A 22606-nucleotide genomic window follows, 5' to 3' on the forward strand; every position below is an offset into this window, starting at 1 on the left:
GCCTGTGCGGCGTGCTCGCCGCGCACCGCCTCGGCGCCGGCCGGATCATCGCGTTGGGCCGGCACGAGCAGCGCACCGCGATCGCCCGCAGCTTCGGCGCCACCGACGTCGTCGCCGAGCGCGGCGAGGCCGCGATCGAGGCGGTCAAGGAGCTGACCGGCGGTCAGGGTGCGCACGCGGTGCTGGAGGCCGTCGGCACCGAGGAGTCGATGCGCACCGCGATCTCGATCGCCCGGGACGGCGGCGCGGTCGGCTACGTCGGCGTGCCGCACGGCGGCAGCGCCGGTGTGGACATCGCCCAGATGTTCGGCCGCAACGTGACGCTGGCCGGCGGTGTCGCCCCGGCCCGCGCGTACATCCCCGAGCTGCTGCCGGACGTGCTGTCCGGCGCGATCGACCCCGGCCTGGTCTTCGACCGCACCGTCGGCCTCGACGGGGTGCCGGACGGCTACCGCGCCATGCACGACCGCGAGGCGCTGAAGGTCCGCATCACCTTCTGACCCGCAGTCACATCCTCTGCGCCCCCGGGGCGGTGCCGCACGCGCGGCACCGCCCCGGGCGGTTTGCGCGGACGGTTTTCGGCCAGATCGGGGACAGCCCGCGGCCGATCGTGCGCGGACGCTGTCGCGGGCCGCGCGGGTGGATCTAGCATGCAGCCGCACCGTGCCTGTGATGCCCCTCACACCCCAGTGATCCACCCGCGCACCCGCCGACGTCAGGAGACACCGCGTGGACACTCCGCCGGCCGCCGAGGCCGCCGCCGCAGACGTGCAACGGATCGAGGAGGGCGAGGAGTTCCGCGGCCTCAGGTCCGCCTTCCGGAGCTTCGCCTTCCCGGTCACCATCGGCTTCATCCTCTGGTACCTGCTGTACGTGCTGCTGTCGAGCTACGCCCCGGCGTTCATGGCGACCAAGGTCGTCGGCCACGTCAACACCGCCCTGGTGCTCGGCCTGCTGCAGTTCGCCTCCACCTTCGCCATCGCCGCCTGGTACGCCCGCTACGCGGACCGCCGCCTCGACCCGCCCGCCGAGGCGATCCGCGAGAGCCACGCGCCCGCCGCCGTCCACGCCCCCCGGGAGGCCGCCGAATGATCCAGCTGGCCAGCGCCGCGAGCGACCACCGCGGCCTCACCATGACCCTGTTCGGCCTGTTCGTGGCCGCCACCCTCGGCATCACGATCTGGGCCGGCCGGCAGACCAAGGACGCCGCCGACTTCTACGCCGGCGGCCGCGGATTCACCGGCTTCCAGAACGGCCTCGCCATCTCCGGCGACTACATGTCCGCCGCGTCCTTCCTCGGCATCGCCGGCGCCATCGCGCTCTTCGGCTACGACGGCTTCCTCTACTCGATCGGCTTCCTGGTGGCCTGGCTGGTCGCCCTGCTGCTGGTCGCCGAACCGCTGCGCAACTCCGGCCGCTACACCATGGCCGACGTGCTGGCCTTCCGGATGCGGCAGCGCCCGGTGCGCACCGCCGCCGGCGTCTCCACCATCGTGGTGTCGATCTTCTACCTGCTGGCCCAGATGGTCGGCGCCGGCTCGCTGGTCGCCCTGCTGCTCGGGGTCAGCGGCGAGGGCGCCAAGCGCTGGACGATCGTCGCGGTCGGCGCCCTGATGGTGATCTACGTCGCGATCGGCGGCATGAAGGGCACCACCTGGGTGCAGATCGTCAAGGCGGTGCTGCTGATCGCCGGCACCGCGCTGATGACCGTCCTGGTGCTCGCCAAGTACCACTTCAACCTCTCCAGCCTGCTCGGCGCCGCCTCCGAGGCCAGCGGCAAGGGCGCCGCCTTCCTCGAACCCGGCCTGAAGTACGGCACCACCGGCACCACCAAGCTGGACTTCCTCAGCCTCGGCCTCGCCCTGGTGCTGGGCACCGCCGGCCTGCCGCACATCCTGGTGCGCTTCTACACCGTGCCCACCGCGAAGGCCGCCCGGAAGTCCGTGCTCTGGGCGATCGGCATCATCGGCGGCTTCTACCTGATGACCCTGGCCCTCGGCTTCGGCGCGGCCGCCCTGGTCGGCCCGAAGGCCATCAAGGCGTCCAACGCGGCCGGCAACACCGCCGCCCCGCTGCTCGCCCAGGAACTCGGCGGCGGCGCCGGCTCCACCGGCGGCGCCATCCTGCTGGCGGTGATCTCGGCGGTCGCCTTCGCCACCATCCTCGCCGTGGTCGCCGGACTCACCCTGGCCTCCTCGGCCTCCTTCGCCCACGACCTGTGGGCCAACGTGATCCGCCGCGGCAAGGCCTCGGAGAAGGAGGAGGTCCGCTCGGCGAAGCTGGCCGCGGTGGCGATCGGCGCGATCGCCATCCTGCTGTCGATCTTCGCGGACAAGCTGAACGCCGCGGCCCTGGTCGCCCTGGCCTTCGCGGTCGCGGCCTCCGCCAACCTGCCGACCCTGCTCTACTCGCTCTTCTGGAAGCGGTTCAACACCACCGGCGCCGTCAGCTCGGTCTACGCGGGCCTGATCACCTCGGTCACCCTGGTGATCTTCTCCACGGTGGTCTCCGGCGGCAAGAACTCGCTCTTCCCGCACAGCGACTTCCACTGGTTCCCGCTGGAGAACCCCGGCCTGGTCTCCATCCCGGTCGGCTTCCTGGCCGGCTGGATCGGCACCCTGCTCTCCAAGGAGACCGCCGACCCGGCGAAGTACGCTGAACTGGAGGTCCGCTCGCTCACCGGGCTCGGAGCCCACTGACCGGAGCCCACTGACCGGAGCCCACTGACCGGACGTACCCCGGACGGGTACCGCCCCGGTCGATAAGCTGGCCCGGCCCGCCCGCAACGGCGGCCGGGCCCGCGGGTTTTGAGCCCACGCACTCAGGAAGGGGGCCGCGATGCTGCTCGACACCTTCGGCCGGCAGGCCGTGGATCTGCGCGTGTCCCTCACCGACCGCTGCAACCTGCGGTGCACCTACTGCATGCCCGAGGAGGGCCTGCAGTGGCTGGCCAAGCCGTCCCTGCTCACCGACGAGGAGATCGTCCGGCTGGTCGGCATCGCGGTGCGCGACCTCGGCGTCCGCGAGGTCCGCTTCACCGGCGGCGAGCCGCTGCTGCGGCCCGGCCTGGTCGGCATCGTCGCCGCCTGCGCCGAACTGGAGCCCCGGCCCGAGCTCTCCCTCACCACCAACGGCATCGGCCTCGCCCGCACCGCAGCCGCCCTCAAGCAGGCCGGACTGGACCGGGTGAACGTCTCGCTCGACACCCTCGACGAGGACACCTTCCACACCCTCACCCGGCGCCGCCGCCACCACGACGTGCTCGACGGCCTGGCGGCCGCCGAGGCCGCCGGGCTCAGCCCGGTCAAGCTCAACGCCGTCCTGATGCGCGGCGTCAACGACCACGAGGCCGCCGACCTGCTCTCCTGGTGCATCGAGCACGGCTACGAACTGCGGTTCATCGAGCAGATGCCGCTCGACGCCCAGCACGGCTGGGACCGCTCGCAGATGGTCACGGCCGAGGAGATCCTCGCCCTGCTGCAGGACCGCTTCGACCTCACCCCGGAGCCGAGTGCGGCCCGCGGCGCGGCACCCGCCGAGCGCTGGCTGGTGGACGGCGGCCCCGCGCGGGTCGGCGTGATCGCCTCGGTGACCCGGCCGTTCTGCCGGGCCTGCGACCGCACCCGGCTCACCGCGGACGGGCAGGTCCGCAACTGCCTCTTCGCCACTGACGAGACGGACCTGCGGGAGGCGATGCGGTCGGGCGCCTCGGACGCGGAGATCGGCGAACTCTGGCGGAAGGCCATGTGGGGCAAGAAGGCCGGCGCCGGCATCGACGCCCCCACCTTCCACCAGCCCGACCGCCCGATGTCCGCCATCGGCGGCTGAAGCCGCTCAGGGGCGCGGGTGCCCCCACGCGCCCCTGACCTGGCCACCCGTGTGCCTCGGGCAGGAGCCCGCTACCCCTCGAAGTCCTCGAGGGGGAGGACCTCCTTCAGGAAGCCCCGGACGCCGAGGAACTGCGAGAGGTGCTCGCGGTGGTCGTCGCAGGCCAGCCAGGTCTTCCGGCGGTCGGGGGTGTGCAGCTTGGGGTTGTTCCAGACCAGCACCCACCGGGCGTCCTCGCGGCAGCCCTTCGCCGAGCAGACCGGCGGGCCGTCGGGGCCGGCGGAGGCGTCCGCGGTGCCGAAGAGGCCGAGCGAGGGGGTGTCCATGGTGGGCCGTCCTGGGGGGAGCTGCCGGAGCTGTCACGGCCAGTCTCGCACCCCGGGAAAGCGCTCCCGCACGCGGGCATGACGACGCCGGGCAGCCACGGGGGGAGCCGCCCGGCGTCGGTCTGTCGCTCCGACGGGGGATGCGGAGCGCGTACGCAGTATGTCACGCCACAACCCCCGTGTGGCTAGGCCTTTCATGATTAATCTGAGCCTCTGTTGAGGGTTCTGCCGGGCGAATGCCGACAGAACCGGACGGATCGGTCGACCCGTCCGTACGCGGCTCAGTCGGCGGCGGGGGAGTCCGTGCCGTCCCGGTCGGCGCGCGGGTCCGCGTCGGTGTTCGGGGCGGGGCGTCCGCCGCCGCCCGTCCCGCCGGGGCCGAGCATCAGCGGGGTCTCCGGCGGCACCGCGAAGGTGCTCGGGAGGCCCGGGGCGCGCTCGCGGCCGGCGTTGGCGATCACCACCGCGAAGTACGGCAGCAGCACGCCGCCGGCCAGCGCGATGAACGCCAGGACCCGCTGGACGTCCCAGAGCACGACGGCCAGCAGCACGCAGAGCGTGCGGACCAGCATCGAGATCACGTACCGCCGCTGGCGGCCCCGCACGTCCTCCGTGAGGCCGGTCCGGGCCCCGGTGATCCGGAAGACCTGCCCGTTGCCGGAGCTCTTCGCCATCGCCTACCGCCTTCGTCCGTCACCGCGCCCCCGTGGGTGCAGCCAATTCACGGTACGCCGTGTCGGCCGTCACGGGGGCTCCGGGGCTCAGGCTTTCCGCAGGTACGCGGGCGGGACGGCGTCGGTCAGCCAGACGCCGTTGGCGCTGACCCGGAAGACGTGGCCGTCGCGGGCCATCGCGGCGGCGTCCACCAGCAGGACGACCGGCCGGCCGTGCCGGGAGCCGACCCGGGTGGCCGTCTCGGTGTCGGCGGAGAGGTGCACGTCCTGGCGGGCCATCGGGCGCAGCCCCTCGTGGAAGATCGCGTCCAGGACCCGCCCGGTGGTGCCGTGGTACAGCACCGCGGGCGGGTCGCTGGGCGGCAGGCCGAGGTCGACGTCGACCGTGTGGCCCTGGCTGGCGCGGATGGAGAGGCCGTCCTCGGAGAAGGCGAACCGGCGCTTGTTGTTCGTCTCCACGACGTGGTCCAGCTCGGCCCGACTGACCGCCCGGCCGTGCCGGGCCAGCGCCGCGAGCAGGGTGTCCACCCCCACCCAGCCGGCCCCGTCCAGGGTGATGCCGACCGAGCCGGGGTCGTGCCGCAGGATGCGGGACAGCCGCTTGGAGACTCTGACCGTCTGCTTCTCGTCCATCGTTCCGGGAACCTCTCCCCCCGTGCCGGGCTCCGCTAGGAGGCCTGGCTGACCGAACTCATGTTGAAGTCGGCCACCCGGACCGGCGGCATCGCCGCCCGGGTGAACCAGTCGCCCCACTCGCGGGGCAGGCAGCGCTCGGTGCGTCCGACCTCGGTGATCCGTCCGAGGATGTCGACCGGCGACTCGTTGAACCGGAAGTTGTTGACCGCGCCGACCACTTCGCCGTCCTCCACCAGGTACACGCCGTCCCGGGTGAGGCCGGTGAGCAGCAGTGTCGCCGGGTCGACCTCGCGGATGTACCAGAGGCAGGTGAGCAGCAGGCCACGCTCGGTGCGGGCGATCATCTCCTCCAGGGTGGGCGCGGACGACTGCTCCGCGGTCTCCAGGACGAGGTTGTCCACCGGCGGGTGCAGCGGCAGGCCGGTCAGGCCGGCCGAGTGCCGGGTGGTGAGCAGGTTGGCCAGCTCGCCGTCGCGGATCCAGTCGGTGGCGGTGAGCGGGTGGCCGTTGTCGAAGACCGAGTCGTTGTCGCCCGAGGAGTGGGTGAGGACGAACGGCGCGGCCTCCAGGCCCGGCTCGGCCGGGTCGGAGCGCAGGGTCAGCGGCAGCGGGCTGAGCCGCTCGCCGACCCGGGTGCCGCCGCCCGCCTTGGAGAAGACGGTGCGGCCCTCGGCGGCGTCACGTCCGCCGGAGGACCAGCTGAGATAGACCAGCAGGTCGGCGACGGCGGAGGGCGGCAGCAGCGTCTCGTAGCGGCCGGCCGGCAGGTCGATCCGCTTGCGGCCCCAGCCCAGCCGCCGGGTGAGCCCGGTGTGCAGCTCGGTGACGTCGACGTCGGTGAAGTCGCGGGTGGCCGCGCCCGCCCAGGCGGAGCCGGTGAGGTCGGCGGTCTTGGCGTTCAGCTCGACGGTGCCGGTCGGCTGGTCGTGCCGCAGCCGCAGGCCGGTGGAGGTGCCGAGGTAGCTGCTGGTCACCTCGTGCCGGGCGAAGCCGTACAGCAGCTCGCCGTTCTTGCGGGCCCGGGCGAAGGCCTCGCCGAGGGCCGGGGCGAAGGCCGCGAACACCTCGGCGGAGGTCTCGGCGGGCGGTGCGGTGAAGTCGGCCGAGGCCGGGCGGGACGGGATCAGCGGCTGGGCGTCCTCGGCGGGCCCGGCGTCGCGGGCGGCGGCCTCGGCGGCGCGGACCAGCGACTCGACCTCGTCGAGGGTGACGGCCTCGCGGGAGACCACGCCGGACGCGGTGCCCTCGGCGCCGTCCACGGTGGCGATCACGGTGAGCCGGCGGCCGCGGGTGACGCCGTTGGTGGTGAGGCCGTTGCCGGCCCAGCGGAGGTTGGCGGTGGAGTCCTCGTCGGCGATGACGACGCAGCCGTCCGCGCGGGACAGCTCCAGGGCGCGCTCGACCAGCTCGTGGGGCTTGACGGGGTTCATCAGTGACCGGCCTCCTGCTGGGTGTTGAGCACGTTGACGTTGCGGAACAGCGCGGACGGGCAGCCGTGGCTGACCGCCGCGACCTGGCCCGGCTGGGCCTTGCCGCAGTTGAAGGCGCCGCCGAGCACGTACGTCTGCGGGCCGCCGACGGCGCTCATCGAGCCCCAGAAGTCGGTGGTGGTCGCCTGGTAGGCGAAGTCCTTGACCTGCCCGGCGAGGCGGCCGTTCTTGATCGCGTAGGCGCGCTGGCCGGTGAACTGGAAGTTGTAGCGCTGCATGTCGATCGACCAGGAGCGGTCGCCGACGATGTACAGCCCGTTCTCCACCTGGGAGATCAGCCCGTCCGTGGCGGGGCCGCCGGCGGCGGGCTGCAGCGAGACGTTCGCCATCCGCTGCACCGGGACGTGCGCGGGGGAGTCGGCGAAGGCACAGCCGTTGGAACGGCCGAGGCCCTTGAGCCGGGCCATCGCCCGGTCCAGCTGGTAGCCGACCAGGACGCCGTCCTTGACGAGGTCCCAGGACTGCGTGGCGACGCCCTCGTCGTCGTAGCCGGTGGTGGCGAGGCCGTGCTCGGCGGTGCGGTCGCCGGTGACGTGCATCAGCTCGGAGCCGTACTTCAGGGTGCCGAGCTTGTCGAAGGTGGCGAAGGAGGTGCCCGCGTACGCGGCCTCGTAACCGAGGGCGCGGTCCAGCTCGGTGGCGTGGCCGATCGACTCGTGGATGGTCAGCCACAGGTTGGACGGGTCGATCACCAGGTCGTAGCGGCCGGCCTCGACGCTCGGCGCCTTCATCTTCTCGGCCAGCAGACCGGGCAGCTCGGCGAGTTCGGCGTCCCAGTCCCAGCCGGTGCCGCGCAGGTACTCGAAGCCGCGGCCGGCCGGCGGGGCGAGGGTGCGCATCGAGTCGAAGGCGCCGGTGCGCTCGTCGACCGAGGTGGCCTCCAGCGAGGGGTGCAGCCGGATCCGCTGCTGGGTGGTGACGGTGCCCGCGGTGTCCGCGTAGAACTTGTTCTCCTGCACCGTCAGCAGGGCCGCGGACACGTGCGACACGCCCTCGGCGGCCAGCAGGCGGTTGCTCCACTCGGCGAGCAGGGCGGTCTTCTCCGCGTCCGGCACCTCGAAGGGGTTGACGTCGTAGGCGGAGACCCAGACCGCGTCGGCGTGCACCGGCTCGTCGGCGAGCTCCACCACGTCCTCGGAGCCGGCGGCACGGCTGATCCCGCCGGAGAGCCGGGCCACCGCCACCGCCTGCTCGGCGACCCGGGCCGCCGCGTCGGTGGTGAGGTCGACCCCGGCGGCGAAGCCCCAGGCCCCGTCGAGCAGGACGCGGACGGCGAAGCCGAGCTGCACCGAGTCCGAGGTGCCCGAGGGGCGGGCGTCGCGCAGCCGCCAGGAGGCGCTGCGGACCCGCTCCAGGCGGAAGTCGGCGTGGCCGGCGCCGAGTTCGCGGGCCCGGCTGAGGGCGGCGTCGGCGAGGGCGTGCAAGGGGTAGCCGAGGAACAGCGGGTCGACGGTGCGGCTTGTGGGCGGCATCGGGCTCCCTGGGTCGGACGGTCGGTGGCGGCGGGCGCCCCCGGGCAGGGGAACCCGCATCGCATCATGGACCGCCGAACACACCCGGGGCCAGCGAATTCACCCGAAACCGCGCGCGTCGCCCGCCGCACCACCCGTACCGACGGACCGTCAGGCGACCGTCTCCCACCAGCCGTCCAGCTCCTGCGGCTGGTCGACGTCGACCCGCTCGCCCGGCCGCGGCACGACCAGCGGTACGGCCTGCGCCTTGGCCTCCACCAGCAGCCGCTCGATCGGCTCCGCCCACGGGTGCAGCCCCAGGTTGAAGGTGCACCAGTGCACCGGCACCAGCAGCCCGGCCTGCAGCTCCCGGTGGGCGCGGACGGCGTCCTCCGGCGTCATGTGGATGTCGGCCCACGCCTCGTCGTACGCGCCGATCTGCACCAGCGCCGCGTCGAACGGGCCGTGCTGCTCGCCGATCCGCGCGTAGCCCTCGAAGTAGCCGGAGTCGCCGGTGTAGTACACCTTGCGGGTCGGCCCGGCGATCACCCAGGAGCCCCACAGCGTGGTGTTGCGGGTGGTGCCGCGGCCGGAGAAGTGGTGCGCCGAGGTCAGGGTGAGGGTGAGCGAGCCCAGGGTGCAGGTCTCGTCCCAGTCGAGCTCGATGATCCGGTGCTCCGGCACGCCCCACCGGCGCAGGTGGCTGCCGATGCCCAGCGGCACCAGGAACGGCGCCGACTGCAGCGTGACCAGCCGCTTCACGGTCGCCATGTCGAGGTGGTCGTAGTGGTCGTGCGAGATCAGCACCGCGTCCACCGGCGGCAGCTCGGAGAGCGCGGCCGGCACGGGGTGCAGCCGCTTCGGGCCGACGTGCGCGGACGGGGAGCAGCGGTCGCTCCAGATCGGGTCGAGCAGCACCCGGCTGCCCTCGATCTCCACCAGCACGGAGGCGTGCCCGTACCAGACCACCTCCACCCCCTCGGCGGGCCGCTCGCCGTGCTGCGGGCGCACCGTCGGCACCGGCAGTGCGGGGGTGCGGCCCTCGCGGTCGAACAGCATCCGGCGGACCGTCTCGGCACCGGGCGTGGACGCGCGTGCCAGCTCGGAGGGGGCGTTGTGGAACACGCCGTCCCGGTACTGCGGGGAGCGGCGGATCCGCTCCTCGCGCTCGCCGTCCGGCCGTCCGCCGAACGCCGCCGGCAGATCGCGCAGCGCCCACGCCGCGCCGCCCGCCGCGGCGGCCAGCGCGGTCAGGGCCAGCAGGCGGCCGCGCCGCCCGGTCGAACCGGTGGGCCGTACCTCGGTCATCCGTGCTCCCGCTCTCTCGTCACCGACCGTGTGCCGGGCCTCGCTGATGGTGCGGCCCGCGACCGGGACGCCCAGAGGGCAACGGGTACGGCCCGCCCGGTTGTTCCCGTCCAAGTCGGACGCGTTGTCGGGATGCGACAGTTCCCGCCGGACGGACCTGTGGGAGGTCGATTCGCCGCAGGATCACCGGGACCGATAGCGTCACAGTGCGTACGCGTCACGGCGTACCGCTGCGGCCCGGCGGCCAACCGGCCGCCGCTCGACGGGCCGCCGCCAACTACGGAGAGAGGTGGATCGTTGAGCCGCTCGGTTCTCGTCACCGGAGGCAACCGGGGCATCGGCCTCGCGATCGCCAAGGCCTTCGCCGAAGCCGGCGACAAGGTCGCCATCACCAGCCGTTCGGGCGAGGTCCCGGCCGAGCTGGCCGCGCACGAGGTCCTCGCCGTCAAGTGCGACATCACCGACGCGGCCCAGGTCGACGCGGCCTTCGCCGAGATCGAGGAGAAGCAGGGCGCCGTCGAGGTGCTGGTGGCCAACGCCGGCATCACCAAGGACACCCTGCTGCTGCGCATGTCCGAGGACGACTTCAGCTCCGTCATCGAGACCAACCTCACCGGCACCTTCCGGGTGGTCAAGCGCGCCGCGACCAAGATGCTCCGCGCCCGCAAGGGCCGCGTGGTGCTGATCTCGTCCGTGGTGGGCCTGCTCGGCTCGCCCGGCCAGGCCAACTACGCCGCCTCCAAGGCCGGCCTGGTGGGCTTCGCGCGCTCCCTCGCCCGGGAGCTCGGCTCCCGCAACATCACGATCAACGTGGTCGCGCCCGGCTTCGTCGACACCGACATGACGGCCGTGCTCAGCGAGGACCGCCGCAAGGAGATCGTCGCCGGCGTGCCGCTCGGCCGTTACGCCGCGCCCGCCGAGGTCGCCGCCGCGGTCCGCTTCCTCTCCTCCGACGAGGCCGCATACATCACCGGAGCCGTCATTCCCGTCGACGGCGGATTGGGCATGGGTCACTGAACCATGAGTGGAATCCTTGAGGGCAAGCGCATCCTGATCACCGGTGTGCTGATGGAGTCGTCCATCGCCTTCCACACCGCGAAGCTGGCCCAGGAGCAGGGCGCGGAGATCATCCTCACCGCCTTCCCCCGGCCGAGCCTCACCGAGCGCATCGCCAAGAAGCTGCCGAAGCCGGTGAAGGTCCTGGAGCTGGACGTCTCCAGCGAGGAGCAGCTGGCCGGCATCGCCGACCAGGTCCGCGAGTACCTGCCGACGCTCGACGGCATCGTCCACTCGATCGGCTTCGCCCCGCAGGACGCGCTCGGCGGCAACTTCCTCAACACCCCGTGGGAGTCCGTCGCCACCGCCATGCAGGTCTCCGCCTTCTCGCTGAAGTCGCTGACCATGGCGCTGCTGCCGCTCATGCAGGACGGCGGCTCGGTGGTCGGCCTGACCTTCGACGCGCAGTTCGCCTGGCCGAAGTACGACTGGATGGGCCCGGCCAAGGCCGCGTTGGAGGCGACCAACCGGTACCTCGCCCGCGACCTCGGCGAGCGCAACATCCGCTGCAACCTGATCTCGGCGGGCCCGATCGGCTCGATGGCCGCCAAGTCCATCCCGGGCTTCGGCGAGCTGGCCGACACCTGGAACCAGCGCTCGCCGCTCAAGTGGGACCTCTCGGACCCGGAGCCGGCCGGCCGCGGCGTCGTCGCCCTGCTCTCCGACTGGTTCCCGAAGACCACCGGCGAGATCGTCCACGTCGACGGCGGCCTGCACGCCATCGGCGCCTGACGGCGCACACCCCGTACGAAGGGTGAACCCGTAGGGGCGCGGGGCTGACCTGCGCAGGGGGTGAACCACCAGGGGCGCGTGGGGGTACCTCCCGGCCGAAGGCTGGGGGAGAACCGCGCGAATCGGAAGACGGCCGGGCTCGGCTTCTCCCGTCGCGCGCGGTTCCCCGCGCCCCTGCTTCGTGGCCGGAGCAGCGCGTCGGGCTCGCCACTCCCGCCCTGCGCGGTTCTCCCCCGGCCTTCGCCGGGAGGTACCCCACGCGCCCCTGGTGGTGCCGCCCCTATTCGTTCGGGGCGGCCTCGCTGCCGCAGGCGCCGATGGCGCGGCCGGCCTCGGCGGAGGCCCGCTGGGCGTCGCCGCCGCGGACGGCGTCGAGGATGCCGTCGTGGCCGACGTACCGTTCGGCGATCAGCTCGGGGCCGACGTCGTGCCGCAGATGCGCCCGCATGACCTCCCCGAGGTCCGCGTAGACCGCGGCGAGCACCTCGTTGTGGGCGGCCGCGACCACCGCGGAGTGGAAGGCCGCGTCGGCCTGCACGAAGTCCTCCGGGTCGCCGGAGTGCCAGGCCCGCTCGCGGCGGTCGAGCGCCGAGCCGAGCAGTTCGAGGTCCCGGTCGGTGCGCCGGGAGGCGGCCAGTCCGGCGGCGGACATCTCCAGGGCGGCGCGCAGTTCCGCGACCTGGGACTGGTCGGCGTCCGCGAAGCGGCGGTGCATGACGCCGGCGAGTTCGCTGGTGGCCAGCACGTACGTCCCCGAGCCCTGCCGGATGTCGAGCAGGCCGTTGTGGGCGAGCGCCTTCACCGCCTCGCGGACGGTGTTGCGGGCGACGCCGAGCTGCTCGACGAGGGCGGCCTCGGTGGGGATGCGGGAGCCGACCGGCCATTCGCCCGAGGTGATCTGGGTCCGCAGCTGCGCGATGACCTGATCGGACAGCGGGGTTCGGCGGGTGCTGGACAGCGCCATGGTTCGGACTCCTCCTCCTCTTCCTCGCTCCCCCGGGGGAGGAGCCTCAGACCTTAGCCGTTTCGGGACGTTCTGGCGCGAGCATTCATCCCATCATTCTATGATGGGCGCTATGTCGACCGCAGCGGACTCCGCCACCCACCGCCGCGCCGAGCCCGTCCCGGCCGCGCCCGCGCCCTCCCGCGCCCGTCTCCAGACCGTCCTCCTCGCCGTCGGCATCGCGCTGGCCGCCGTCAACCTGCGCCCCGTGGTCACCAGCCTCGGCCCGCTGCTCGACGACGTCCGGGCCGACCTCGGCATGAGCGCCGGCGTCGCCGGCCTGCTCACGGCGGTGCCCTCGCTCTGCTTCGCGCTGTTCGGCCTGGCCGCGCCCGCGCTCGCCCGCCGGATCGGCCCGATCGCGGTGGTCGCGGCCGGCATGGGCGCGATCACCCTCGGCGTGCTGGCCCGCTCCTACGCCGGCGGCACCACCGTCTTCCTGCTGCTGACCGCCGTGGCCCTGGCCGGCGTCGCGGTCTCCAACGTGCTGCTCCCGGTGGTCGTGAAGCGCTGGTTCCCGCACCGGGTCGGCCCGATGATCGGCCTCTACTCGATGGCCCTGTCGGTCGGCACCTCGCTGGCCGCCGCCGCCACCGTGCCGCTGACCGCGGAGATGGGCGGCAGCTGGCGGGCCGGCCTCGGGATCTGGTCGCTGCTCGCCGCCGCGGCGCTGGTGCTGTGGGCGGTCGTCGCCCTGCTGCGCCGCGACCGCTCCGGCGGCGGGCGGCCGGCGGCGGGGGAGGGGCGGACGGCCGCGGAGCCGTCCGGGCCGATCGTCCGCAGCCGGACGGCGTGGGCGCTCGCCGTCTTCCTCGGCCTGCAGGCCACCAGCGCCTACGCCACGATGGGCTGGCTGCCGAAGATCTACCAGGACGCCGGGGTCTCGGACGGCGCCTCCGGCGTGCTGCTGGCCGTGGTCATGGCGGTGAGCGTGCCGGCCTCGTTCGTGCTGCCGAGCCTCGCCGCCCGGCGCGGCGACCAGCAGCTGTTCGTCGTGGTGCTCGGAATCTGCGGCATCGCCGGCTACACGGGCCTGGCGTTCGCCGCGGGCACCGCCTCCTGGCTGTGGGCCTGCCTGGTCGGCCTGTCGATGTGCGCCTTCCCGCTGGCCCTCACCATGATCGGCCTGCGGGCGCGGACCCCGGGCGGGGTGGCGCGGCTGTCGGCGTTCTCGCAGTGCGTCGGCTACCTGATCTCCATCCCCGGGCCGATCGCGGTCGGCGCGGTCTACCAGGCCACCGGCAGCTGGTACCTGCCGCTCGGCCTGCTCGCCGCCCTGCTGGTGCCGCAGATGGTGTTCGGCGCGCTGGCCGGCCGGCCCCGGCACATCGAGGACGAACTGCCCCGCGTTCCCGCCACGGCCTGACCCCGGTTTCCGGACGGAACCGTCGGAATGCGACACTCTGCGCATGCCAGTTCTCGAACCCGAGCCGCAGGACGGCCAGAAGAAGCTGCTCCAGCTGATGGGCGTGATCGCCGGGGTGGTCGTGCTCGTCGCCGTGATCGCCATGGTCGCCGCCCGCCTGGGCTGACGGGGTCCGCACACCGCCCCCACTCCTGCGGGTGGCGACCGCGCGGACCCCGCGCCCGGGAGCGCATTTTCTGCAAAGCTCTAGGGGTATGAGCGCCGACACACCCCGAAGGATCATCGTTCTCCGTCATGCCAAGGCCGACTGGCCGAACCAGGTGGCCGACCACGAGCGGCCGCTGGCCGACCGCGGGCGGCACCAGGCGCCGGAGGCGGGCCGCTGGCTGGCCGATTCCGGCATCAACCCCGACTACGTGCTCTGCTCCACCGCGCTGCGCACCAGGGAGACCTGGAAGCTGGCGGCGCACGAACTGCCCAAGCGCCCGCGCCGCACGGTCTACGAGGACCGGGTGTACGAGGCCAGCCCGGGCGAGATCATCGCGGTGCTCCAGGAGACCCCGGACGAGTTCGCCGACCTGATCCTGGTCGGCCACAACCCGGGCGTGCTCGGCCTCACCCAGGTCCTCGCCGGCGACGAGGGCGACGTGGACGCGCTCAACCGGCTGAGGCTCAGCAGCTTCCCGACCGCCGCGATCGCCGTCCTCAGCTTCGCCGGCCCCTGGAAGTCGGTCGAGCCCGGGGTCGCCAAGCTGGACTCGTACCACACCCCGCAGGACTGAGACCCGGGACGGCCGGTACGTGAAGGGTGGCCGGGGCCTACGCCCGAGCCACCCTCCGTGCTGGTGCGGTGCCGCCGCCGGATCAGTCGGTGACGCTGCCGTCCAGGGCGTCCGCCGCCTCGACCTCGTCGCGGGTGATGCCCAGCAGGTAGAGCACGGTGTCCAGGAACGGCACGTTGACCGCGGTGTGCGCGGCCTCGCGGACCACCGGCTTCGCGTTGAACGCCACGCCCAGCCCGGCCGCGTTCAGCATGTCGAGGTCGTTGGCGCCGTCGCCGATCGCCACCGTCTGCGCCAGCGGCACCCCGGCCTGCTCGGCGAACCGGGCCAGCCAGCGGGCCTTGCCCGCGCGGTCCACGATCTCGCCGGTGACCCGGCCGGTGAACCTGCCGTCCGCGACCTCCAGGGTGTTGGCGGCGGCGTAGTCCAGCCCCAGCTGCTCGACCAGGTGGTCGGTGACCTGGGTGAACCCGCCGGAGACGATCGCCACCTGGTAGCCGAGCCGCTTCAGGGTGCGGATCAGCGTGCGGGCGCCCGGAGTCAGCCGCACCTCGGCGCGGACCTTCTCCACCACGGCAGCGTCCAGCCCGGCCAGCAGCGAGACGCGGGCCCGCAGCGACTCCGCGAAGTCCAGCTCGCCGCGCATCGCGGCCGCCGTCACCTCGGCGACCTTCGCCTCGCAGCCGGCGTGCGCGGCGAAGAGCTCGATCACCTCGTCCTGGATCAGCGTGGAGTCGACGTCCATGACCACCAGGCGCTTGGCCCGCCGGTGCAGGCCGGCGCCGACCACCGCGATGTCCACGCCGAGCGCCGAGGCCTCCGGCGCCAGCCGGGCCCGCAGCTGCTCGGTCGGCAGACCGGAGACGGCCAGCTCCACCGCGGTCACCGGGTACTTGGCCAGCCGGAACACCCGGTCGATGTTGCCGCCGGCCTCGCTCACCAGCCCGGCCAGCGCGGCCACCGCCGCGGCGGTCAGCGGGTGGCCGAGCACGGTGACGTGCGAGCGGCCCTCGCGGCGCGGCCGGTTGTCGCCGGTGCCGGAGATGATCTCGGCCTGCAGCTTGAGCTCCTCGGCCCAGCGGTGCACCGTCACGCGCAGCCCGCCCTCGGACGCCTGCCCGGAGGGCGGCGTGACCAGGGCGCACAGCGTTATCCGGCCACGGGTGACGACCTGCTCGATGTCGATCACGTCCACGCCGTACTCGGCGAGCGTGGCGAACAGGCCCGCGGTGATACCGGGGCGGTCCTTGCCGAACACCTTGACGAGCAGCGTCCGCTCGTCGTCGGTCCGTGGCTGCGGGGCGGGGCCGGGCTCGGCGGCCGGATCAGTCGCGTTCATGGTGCCTCCCACGCTACCCGCCCGGCGTGCGGCGCCACGCCCGGCGTCCGCACGCTGGGACGACGCGGCGGCCCCGATTTCGTTGCCGCCCGGTCACAAAGGCCGAGGTGACTTTCAGGTACGACCGCGGGGCTGGAATGATTCCCCCGTCAGATCAGGCGCACAACTCCCCACGTGGGGAGCAAATCGGGGGACCGAGAGAGCGGGGGCAGGCGGACGTGCCGCAACTCGTACTGGAGCTCAACGGGCAGCAGACCGTCCTGGAGCCGGGCCGCGCGTACACCATCGGACGGGACCCGGCCTCGGACTTCACGTTCGAGGACGCCAGGGTCTCCTGGCGGCACGCCACGATCGCCTTCGACGGGGCGGGCTGGCAGCTGCAGGACCACGGATCCACCAACGGCACCTACGCGGGCGGTGCCCGCACCCAGCACGTGCCGCTCCACCCCGGGGCGGTGGTCAACCTCGGCAACGCCGAGAACGGGCCCCGGCTCGCGTTCTCCGCGCCGGCCCAGGCGCCCGCGCCGCAGCCCGGCGTGCACGAGGCCGTGACCAGCCGGGCCGCACCGCCGCCGGCCGCTCACCAGGCCCCGGCCAACCAGGCACCGGCCCAGCAGCCCTGGGCGCAGCACCAGCAGCCGCCCGTCCACCAGCAGTGGGACACCCCGGCGCCGCAGCCGGTCGTGCCGCACCAGGGGCAGCAGCACGCCCCCGTCCCGCCGCAGCAGGGCCGGTCGCCGCTGCCGAACGGGCTCGGCAACCCGACCATGGTGCGCAACCTCACCGCCGGCATGCGCACCATCCGCATCGGCCGCGCCCTGGACAACGACATCGTCGTCTCCGACCTGCAGGTCTCCCGCCACCACGCGGAGCTGCGGCAGCTCGCCGACGGCCGCTGGGAGATCGTCGACCTCGGCAGCCACAACGGCATCTTCCTCAACGGCCAGCCGGTGCAGCGCCAGCTGATGGGCCCGCAGGACCGCCTGACGGTCGGCCACTCCAGCTTCGTCCTGGTCGGCGACCAGCTGCAGGAGTTCGTCGACACCGGCGCCGTCACCTTCTCCGCCCGCCACCTGACTGTCGAGGTCGAGTTCAAGGGCGGCAAGAAGGTCCTGCTCAACGACGTCTCCTTCTCCGTCCCGGAGAAGTCCCTGGTCGCCGTCATCGGCCCGTCCGGCTCTGGCAAGTCCACCCTGCTGCGCGCCCTGACCGGCTACCGCCCCGCCGACCGCGGCGAGGTGCTGTACGACAACCACAACCTGTACCAGCAGTTCGCCGAGCTCCGCTCGCGCATCGGCCTGGTGCCGCAGTCCGAGATCCTGCACAAGGAGCTCACCGTCCGCAGCGGCCTCAAGTACGCCGCCCGGCTGCGCTTCCCCGGCGACACCGAGGCCGCCGAGCGCGAGCGCCGGATCGACGAGGTGCTGTACGAGCTGCGCCTCGACAAGCGCGCCGACAACCGGATCACCGCCCTCTCCGGCGGCCAGCAGAAGCGCGTCTCGGTCGCCCTGGAGCTGCTCACCAAGCCGTCCCTGATCTTCCTGGACGAGCCGACCTCCGGCCTCGACCCGGGCATGGACCGCGAGGTCATGCAGACCCTGCGGGGTCTGGCCGACGACGGCCGCACCGTCCTCGTCGTCACCCACTCGGTGGCCGAACTCGCGCTCTGCGACCGGCTGCTGGTGATGGCGCCGGGCGGCTCGGTGGCCTACTTCGGCCCGCCGTCCGAGGCCCTGCACTTCTTCGGCTACGAGACCTGGGCCGACGTCTTCCAGGCCTTCGAGAACTACCCCGACCACGACTGGGCCGGCCGCTACAAGGGCTCCGTCCACTACCGGCAGTACTCCGCCGACGTGGACGCCCCCGTGCAGCACGCCACCCCGAGCGTGCCGCTGGCCCAGGTCCGCCCGCCGAAGCCGCAGAGCTGGGGCTCCCAGCTGTGGACGCTGATCAGCCGCTACCTCGCGGTGATCGGCTCCGACAAGGGCTTCATGCTGCTCTCCCTGGTGCTGCCGCTGGTCCTCGGCGGGGTCTCGGTGCTGATCCCCGACCACTGCGGACTGGCGGCCTGCCCCGCCTCCGGACGCAACGACATCGCCAAGATGATCCTGCTGGTGGTGGCCTTCGGCGCCTGCCTCTCCGGCTCGGCGAACTCCGTCCGAGAACTGATCAAGGAACGGGCGATCTACGAACGGGAACGGGCCACCGGCCTCTCCCGCTCCGCCTACCTGGTCTCCAAGATCGTCGTGCTCGGCCTGGTCAGCTTCGTCCAGGGCGGCGTCATCTCCGCGATCGCCTTCAAGACCCGCGACCTGCCCGCCGAGGGCCTGCTGCTGAAGAGCATGCCCGCCGCCGAGATGGCGATCGGCGTGATCCTGCTGAGCTTCACCTCGATGCTGGTCGGCCTGACCATCTCGGCGCTCGTGAAGACCGCCGAGAAGACCATGCCGCTGCTGGTCATGTTCGCCATCGTGCAGATGGTCTTCACCGGCGCCATCTTCCAGGTCTTCGACAAGCCCGGCCTGGAGCAGTTCGCCTGGCTGATGCCCGGCCGCTGGGGCCTCGCCGCCACCGGCAACACCCTCGACCTGGCCCACAGCTCCGCCGTCACCTACAACACCGACGTCCGCCCGCCCACGCCGGTCGTCGACCCGCTGTGGGACCACACCGTCGGCCACCTCTTCCTCAACTGGTTCGCCCTGATCGCCATCTCCGTCGGCCTCGCCTTCCTCATCCAGCGCTTCCTGCGCCGCCACGAGCCCGAGGTCATGCAGAAGGGCTGACACCCCGCACCGCACACGACGGGCGGCACCCCCGGCACCGGGGGCGCCGCCCGTCGGCGTACCCGGGCCGGAGGCCCCGCCGTACGCCCCCGGACCTAGGCCGGTCGCCCCATGCCCCGGCCCCTCGCCCGGCGGTAGCGTGGGGGCATGCCGCCCGAGGAACCCGCCCCCGCCTGCGACCCCTGCCTGGGCGGGATCGAGGCGATCAGCACCGCCGTGCTCGCGATGAGCCGCCACCTGGAGGTCCGCGAGGTCCTCCGGCGGATCACCGCCTCCGCCCGCAGTCTGCTCGGCGCCGAGTACGCCGCCCTCGGCGTCCCCGACGACCACGGCGGCTTCGCCCAGTTCGTCGTCGACGGCGTCACCGACGAGCAGTGGCGCGCGATCGGCCCGCTGCCCCGCCAGCACGGCGTCCTCGCCGCGATGCTCCACGAGCTGACGCCCACCCGGCTCGCCGACGTCCGCACCGCGCCCGACTTCGGCGGCTGGCCCGCCGCCCACCCCGAGATGACCGACTTCCTCGGCATGCCGATCGTCGACGGCACCGAGATCCTCGGCGCCGTCTTCCTCGCCAACAAGCCCGGCGGCTTCACCGCCCACGACGAGGAACTGCTGCGGATCCTCGCCGCGCACGCCGCCCTCGCCCTCTCCAACGCCCGCCTCTACGAACGCAGCCGCGAACTCACCCTCGCCGGGGAACGCGCCCGCATCGCGCACGACCTGCACGACGCCGTCTCGCAGAAGCTCTTCTCGCTGCGCCTCACCGCCAAGGCCGCCGCCACCCTCGTCGACCGCGACCCGGCCCGGGCCCGCGCCGAACTCGCCGAGGTCGCCCGGCTCGCCGCCGAGGCCGCCGACGAACTGCGCGCCGTCGTCGTCGAACTGCGCCCCGCCGCGCTGGAGGAGGACGGCCTCACCGCCACCCTCGCCTCCCAGGTCCAGGTGCTCGACCGCGCGCACACCGCCGCCGTCAGCTTCAGCGCCCTGCACATGAAGGCGCTGCCCGCCGCCCAGGAGGCCGCCCTGCTGAGGGTCGCCCAGGAGGCCCTGCACAACGCACTGCGGCACTCCGGCGCCCGGACGGTCGACGTCACCCTCGCCGGTACCCCGGCCCGCGGCGCCGTCCTGCGGGTCGCCGACGACGGGCAGGGCTTCGACCCGGACTCCGTCCGGCGGGCCGGCCGCCACCTCGGCCTGGTCTCGATGCGGGACCGCGCCGCCGCGGTCGGCGGCACCCTCACGCTGGAGTCCGCCCCGGGCAAGGGGACGGTCGTGGAGATGGAGGTCCCCGGTGCCTGACAGCCGGTCGATGATCCGCGTGCTGCTGGTCGACGACCACCAGGTCGTCCGGCGCGGACTGCGCACCTTCCTGGAGGTCCAGGACGACATCGAGGTGGTCGGCGAGGCCGCGGACGGCGCCGAGGGCGCCGCCCTCGCCCAGCAGCTCGCCCCCGACGTCGTCCTGATGGACCTCAAGATGCCCGGCGTCGACGGCATCGAGGCCCTCAAGATCCTCCGCGACCAGGGCAACCGGGCCAAGGTCCTGATCGTCACCAGCTTCACCGAGCACCGCACCGTCGTGCCCGCCCTGCGGGCCGGCGCCGCCGGCTACGTCTACAAGGACGTCGACCCGGAGGCTCTCGCGGGCGCCATCCGCTCGGTGCACGCCGGACACGTGCTGCTCCAGCCCGAACTCGCCGAGGCACTGCTCTCCGACGACGGCCCGCGGCCCGCCCAGGGACGCGGCGGCACCCTCACCGACCGCGAGCGCGAGGTGCTCGGCCACATCGCGGACGGCCGCTCCAACCGCGAGATCGCCCGCGCGCTGCACCTCTCCGAGAAGACGGTGAAGACCCACGTCTCCAACATCCTCATGAAGCTCGACCTCGCCGACCGCACCCAGGCCGCCCTCTGGGCCGTCCGCAACGCCGAAGCCTGAGGCCGAGCACTCGCCGGGAGGTGCCCCCAGCGCCTCTGGTGGTTGGCCTACCGCGGTTCGTCGACGAGGGCGTTGTAGGCGGCGACCTGGGCGCGGCGGGCCGTGCGCTCCAGCGGGGCGAGGACCTCGCGGCGGGCCGCCATCTCCGAGGCGGAGACCGCCGCGCCGTGCCCGCCCGCGGCGATCGACAGCAGGGCCGACACCTGCCGGGCGGACTCCAGCACCCGTACGGCGCGGGCCGGGTACCCCGGCGCCAGTGGTTCGGAGTGCCCGCGCCGGCGGTACGACTCCAGTGCCTTCAGCGCCTCGGGCCCGGCGCCGGCGACGTCGAGGCGGGTGAGCAGCACGGTGGCCTGCCGCAGCCCGTCCGCGAGCTCGAACTCGGCCTCGTGCAGCGAGGGGACGTCCGCCGGCGGGGTGTCGTTGACCTCCGAGCAGCGCCACAGCACGGTCGCCGAGCGGTCCCCCTCCGGTCCGAAGACGCTGACTTCGGGCACCAGCCCGATCGGTACGCCGACCGCCAGGACGGCCTCCCCGGCGCCCATCGCCCCGGTGTTGAACGGGGCGGGCCCGGTCAGCCCCAGCGGGTGGCCGGCCGAGGGCAGCGCGAGCCGCAGCCCGCGGACGCCGAGGACGCGGAGCCGTCCGAGCGCCCAGGTGAGGCCGTGCAGCTCGCCGTCCGCGTCGCCGGGCAGGCCGGTGACCCGGTGGGACTCGTCGCCGCCGATGACGGCCGCGGCGGCGTCGTCGGGCGAGGCGGAGCCGGCGAGCAGGGCGTTGCCCCAGGCGGTGAGCCGGGCCGAGCGCGGCTCCTGGAAGGGATTGTCGGCAGGTGTGGCGAGCATCCCGCCAGCCTACGGACAACTCCGCCATCGGCGTGGCGTAGGTTTGGGCTGTGCTGCGCGCGGCGCATCCCGTCCCGCCCGCCGGACCGGCGGGAGTACGCTGCCCGCGCGCACCGACTGTCGAGACCACTGGACCGAACCCCGAGGCCCGATGCCGCCGGCCCTCGGACGGCCGACATCTGCATTGGGGAAGGCTAGGCATGAGTGACGTGCTGGAGCTCGTCGACGTTTCCGTGGTCCGGGAGGGTCGCGCGCTGATCGACCGGGTCTCCTGGGCGGTCGCCGAGGGCGAGCGCTGGGTGGTCCTGGGTCCGAACGGGGCGGGCAAGACGACGCTGCTGCAGGTCGCCTCCACGTACCTCTTCCCGACCTCCGGCACCACCGCGGTGCTCGGCGAGAAGCTCGGCTCGGTCGACGTCTTCGAGCTGCGGGCCCGGATCGGCCTGGCGAGCGCCGCGATGTTCGACAAGCTGCCCGGCGAGCAGACCGTGCTGCAGACGGTGCTGACCGCGGCCTGGGGCATGACGGCCACCTGGAACGAGCAGTACGACAGCAGCGACGAGGCCCGGGCGCTGGCCCTGCTGGACCGGCTCGGCATGGCCGGTTACACGACCCGCAAGTTCGGCACCCTCTCCGAGGGCGAGCGCAAGCGCACCCTGATCGCCCGCGCGCTGATGACCGACCCCGAGCTGCTGCTGCTGGACGAGCCGGCCGCCGGCCTCGACCTCGGCGGCCGCGAGGACCTGGTGCGCCGCCTCGGCGCGCTCGCCCAGGACGAGTACGCGCCGTCGATGGTGATGGTCACCCACCACGTCGAGGAGATCGCCCCGGGCTTCACCCACGTGCTGATGATCCGTCAGGGCAAGGTGCTGGTCGCCGGTCCGATCGACACCGAGCTGACCGCCCGCAACCTGTCGCTCTGCTTCGGCCTGCCGCTGACCCTGGAGCGCCGCGGCGACCGCTGGTCCGCGCAGGGCCTGCCGATGGGCTGACCGCCCCGTCCGCGACGGCCGCCGGGCCGCGCACCCGCTCCGGCGGGCGCGCGGCC

22 protein-coding genes are annotated in these 22606 nt (G+C 73.3%); 13 read left to right on the forward strand and 9 right to left on the reverse strand.

All coding sequences use genetic code 11. The features are described 5' to 3' along the window. The 4 genes from ABZ641_RS07965 to moaA form a co-directional block, all read left to right on the forward strand. Positions 1 to 500, forward strand: a 500-nt coding sequence (locus ABZ641_RS07965; RefSeq protein ID WP_359980003.1) for a zinc-binding dehydrogenase, incomplete at its 5' end; no start/stop codon positions are given. 229 nt (positions 501 to 729) lie between these two features. Continuing rightward, a complete protein-coding gene (locus tag ABZ641_RS07970; RefSeq protein ID WP_344621917.1) occupies positions 730 to 1092 on the forward strand; it encodes a DUF485 domain-containing protein in 363 nt (120 codons plus the stop codon). Beyond that, entirely contained in the window at positions 1089 to 2699 is a 1611-nt protein-coding gene (locus ABZ641_RS07975; protein WP_344621916.1) for a cation acetate symporter, read from the forward strand. Before ABZ641_RS07970 ends, ABZ641_RS07975 begins: the two co-directional genes overlap by 4 nt. Positions 2700 to 2838: 139 nt before the next feature. Continuing rightward, positions 2839 to 3828: a GTP 3',8-cyclase MoaA gene (gene moaA, locus ABZ641_RS07980; protein WP_344621915.1), complete on the forward strand. Its 990-nt coding sequence runs from the start codon at positions 2839 to 2841 to the stop codon at positions 3826 to 3828. Positions 3829 to 3899: 71 nt separating this feature from the next. On the opposite strand, the gene ABZ641_RS07985 is transcribed toward moaA, so the two are convergent. From ABZ641_RS07985 to ABZ641_RS08010, 6 genes are all read right to left on the reverse strand, one after another. Continuing rightward, positions 3900 to 4154 carry a hypothetical protein gene (locus ABZ641_RS07985; RefSeq protein WP_344621914.1) on the reverse strand — a complete coding sequence of 85 codons (255 nt, stop codon included), beginning with the start codon at positions 4152 to 4154 and terminating at the stop codon, positions 3900 to 3902. A 281-nt stretch (positions 4155 to 4435) separates the two neighbouring features. Beyond that, entirely contained in the window at positions 4436 to 4828 is a 393-nt protein-coding gene (locus tag ABZ641_RS07990; protein ID WP_344621913.1) for a DUF3099 domain-containing protein, read from the reverse strand. An 87-nt stretch (positions 4829 to 4915) separates the two neighbouring features. Next, on the reverse strand, positions 4916 to 5461 hold the full coding sequence (locus tag ABZ641_RS07995) for an RNA 2'-phosphotransferase (RefSeq protein WP_359980007.1): 546 nt from the start codon (positions 5459 to 5461) through the stop codon (positions 4916 to 4918). A 35-nt stretch (positions 5462 to 5496) separates the two neighbouring features. Beyond that, positions 5497 to 6894 (reverse strand): metallopeptidase TldD-related protein, encoded by a 1398-nt coding sequence (locus ABZ641_RS08000; protein ID WP_359980009.1) that lies wholly within the window; start codon positions 6892 to 6894, stop codon positions 5497 to 5499. Continuing rightward, positions 6894 to 8426: a TldD/PmbA family protein gene (locus ABZ641_RS08005; RefSeq protein ID WP_359980011.1), complete on the reverse strand. Its 1533-nt coding sequence runs from the start codon at positions 8424 to 8426 to the stop codon at positions 6894 to 6896. Before ABZ641_RS08005 ends, ABZ641_RS08000 begins: the two co-directional genes overlap by 1 nt. Positions 8427 to 8576: 150 nt before the next feature. After that, on the reverse strand, positions 8577 to 9713 hold the full coding sequence (locus ABZ641_RS08010) for an MBL fold metallo-hydrolase (protein ID WP_359980014.1): 1137 nt from the start codon (positions 9711 to 9713) through the stop codon (positions 8577 to 8579). Positions 9714 to 10010: 297 nt separating this feature from the next. On the opposite strand from ABZ641_RS08010, the gene fabG reads away from it, so the two are divergent. Next, positions 10011 to 10730 (forward strand): 3-oxoacyl-[acyl-carrier-protein] reductase, encoded by a 720-nt coding sequence (gene fabG / locus ABZ641_RS08015; protein WP_344621908.1) that lies wholly within the window; start codon positions 10011 to 10013, stop codon positions 10728 to 10730. A 3-nt stretch (positions 10731 to 10733) separates the two neighbouring features. Continuing rightward, positions 10734 to 11501: an enoyl-ACP reductase FabI gene (fabI, locus tag ABZ641_RS08020; RefSeq protein ID WP_344621907.1), complete on the forward strand. Its 768-nt coding sequence runs from the start codon at positions 10734 to 10736 to the stop codon at positions 11499 to 11501. Positions 11502 to 11781: 280 nt separating this feature from the next. Here fabI and ABZ641_RS08025 read toward each other — a convergent pair whose 3' ends face one another. Further along, a complete protein-coding gene (locus ABZ641_RS08025; protein ID WP_359980017.1) occupies positions 11782 to 12465 on the reverse strand; it encodes a FadR/GntR family transcriptional regulator in 684 nt (227 codons plus the stop codon). Between the two features lie 112 nt (positions 12466 to 12577). On the opposite strand from ABZ641_RS08025, the gene ABZ641_RS08030 reads away from it, so the two are divergent. The 3 genes from ABZ641_RS08030 (at position 12578) to ABZ641_RS08040 (ending at position 14652) form a co-directional block, all read left to right on the forward strand. Next, positions 12578 to 13870, forward strand: a complete 1293-nt coding sequence (locus tag ABZ641_RS08030) for an MFS transporter (protein WP_344621905.1) — start codon at positions 12578 to 12580, stop codon at positions 13868 to 13870. 43 nt (positions 13871 to 13913) lie between these two features. Further along, positions 13914 to 14036, forward strand: coding sequence for an SGM_5486 family transporter-associated protein (locus tag ABZ641_RS08035; RefSeq protein WP_263103153.1), 123 nt, complete (start codon positions 13914 to 13916; stop codon positions 14034 to 14036). An 88-nt stretch (positions 14037 to 14124) separates the two neighbouring features. Continuing rightward, a complete protein-coding gene (locus tag ABZ641_RS08040) occupies positions 14125 to 14652 on the forward strand; it encodes a histidine phosphatase family protein (protein WP_344621904.1) in 528 nt (175 codons plus the stop codon). An 82-nt stretch (positions 14653 to 14734) separates the two neighbouring features. Here the strand turns inward: ABZ641_RS08040 and serB are convergent, their stop codons facing one another. Beyond that, on the reverse strand, positions 14735 to 15991 hold the full coding sequence (gene serB / locus ABZ641_RS08045; protein ID WP_359980021.1) for a phosphoserine phosphatase SerB: 1257 nt from the start codon (positions 15989 to 15991) through the stop codon (positions 14735 to 14737). Positions 15992 to 16209: 218 nt separating this feature from the next. On the opposite strand from serB, the gene ABZ641_RS08050 reads away from it, so the two are divergent. From ABZ641_RS08050 to ABZ641_RS08060, 3 genes are all read left to right on the forward strand, one after another. After that, positions 16210 to 18774, forward strand: coding sequence for an FHA domain-containing protein (locus ABZ641_RS08050; protein WP_344621902.1), 2565 nt, complete (start codon positions 16210 to 16212; stop codon positions 18772 to 18774). 147 nt (positions 18775 to 18921) lie between these two features. Then, complete coding sequence (locus tag ABZ641_RS08055; protein ID WP_344621901.1) at positions 18922 to 20073, forward strand: GAF domain-containing sensor histidine kinase; 1152 nt, start codon at positions 18922 to 18924, stop codon at positions 20071 to 20073. 10 nt (positions 20074 to 20083) lie between these two features. Continuing rightward, on the forward strand, positions 20084 to 20713 hold the full coding sequence (locus ABZ641_RS08060) for a response regulator transcription factor (protein ID WP_344622036.1): 630 nt from the start codon (positions 20084 to 20086) through the stop codon (positions 20711 to 20713). Between the two features lie 47 nt (positions 20714 to 20760). Here ABZ641_RS08060 and ABZ641_RS08065 read toward each other — a convergent pair whose 3' ends face one another. Then, on the reverse strand, positions 20761 to 21558 hold the full coding sequence (locus tag ABZ641_RS08065; protein WP_344621900.1) for a hypothetical protein: 798 nt from the start codon (positions 21556 to 21558) through the stop codon (positions 20761 to 20763). Between the two features lie 200 nt (positions 21559 to 21758). Here ABZ641_RS08065 and ABZ641_RS08070 point away from each other — a divergent pair, with 200 nt between their 5' ends. Beyond that, positions 21759 to 22550, forward strand: a complete 792-nt coding sequence (locus ABZ641_RS08070) for an ABC transporter ATP-binding protein (RefSeq protein ID WP_344621899.1) — start codon at positions 21759 to 21761, stop codon at positions 22548 to 22550. Positions 22551 to 22606 lie beyond the last annotated feature (56 nt).

It is taken from the genome of Kitasatospora sp. NPDC007106, assembly GCF_040634455.1.
Lineage (GTDB): Bacteria > Actinomycetota > Actinomycetes > Streptomycetales > Streptomycetaceae > Kitasatospora > Kitasatospora arboriphila.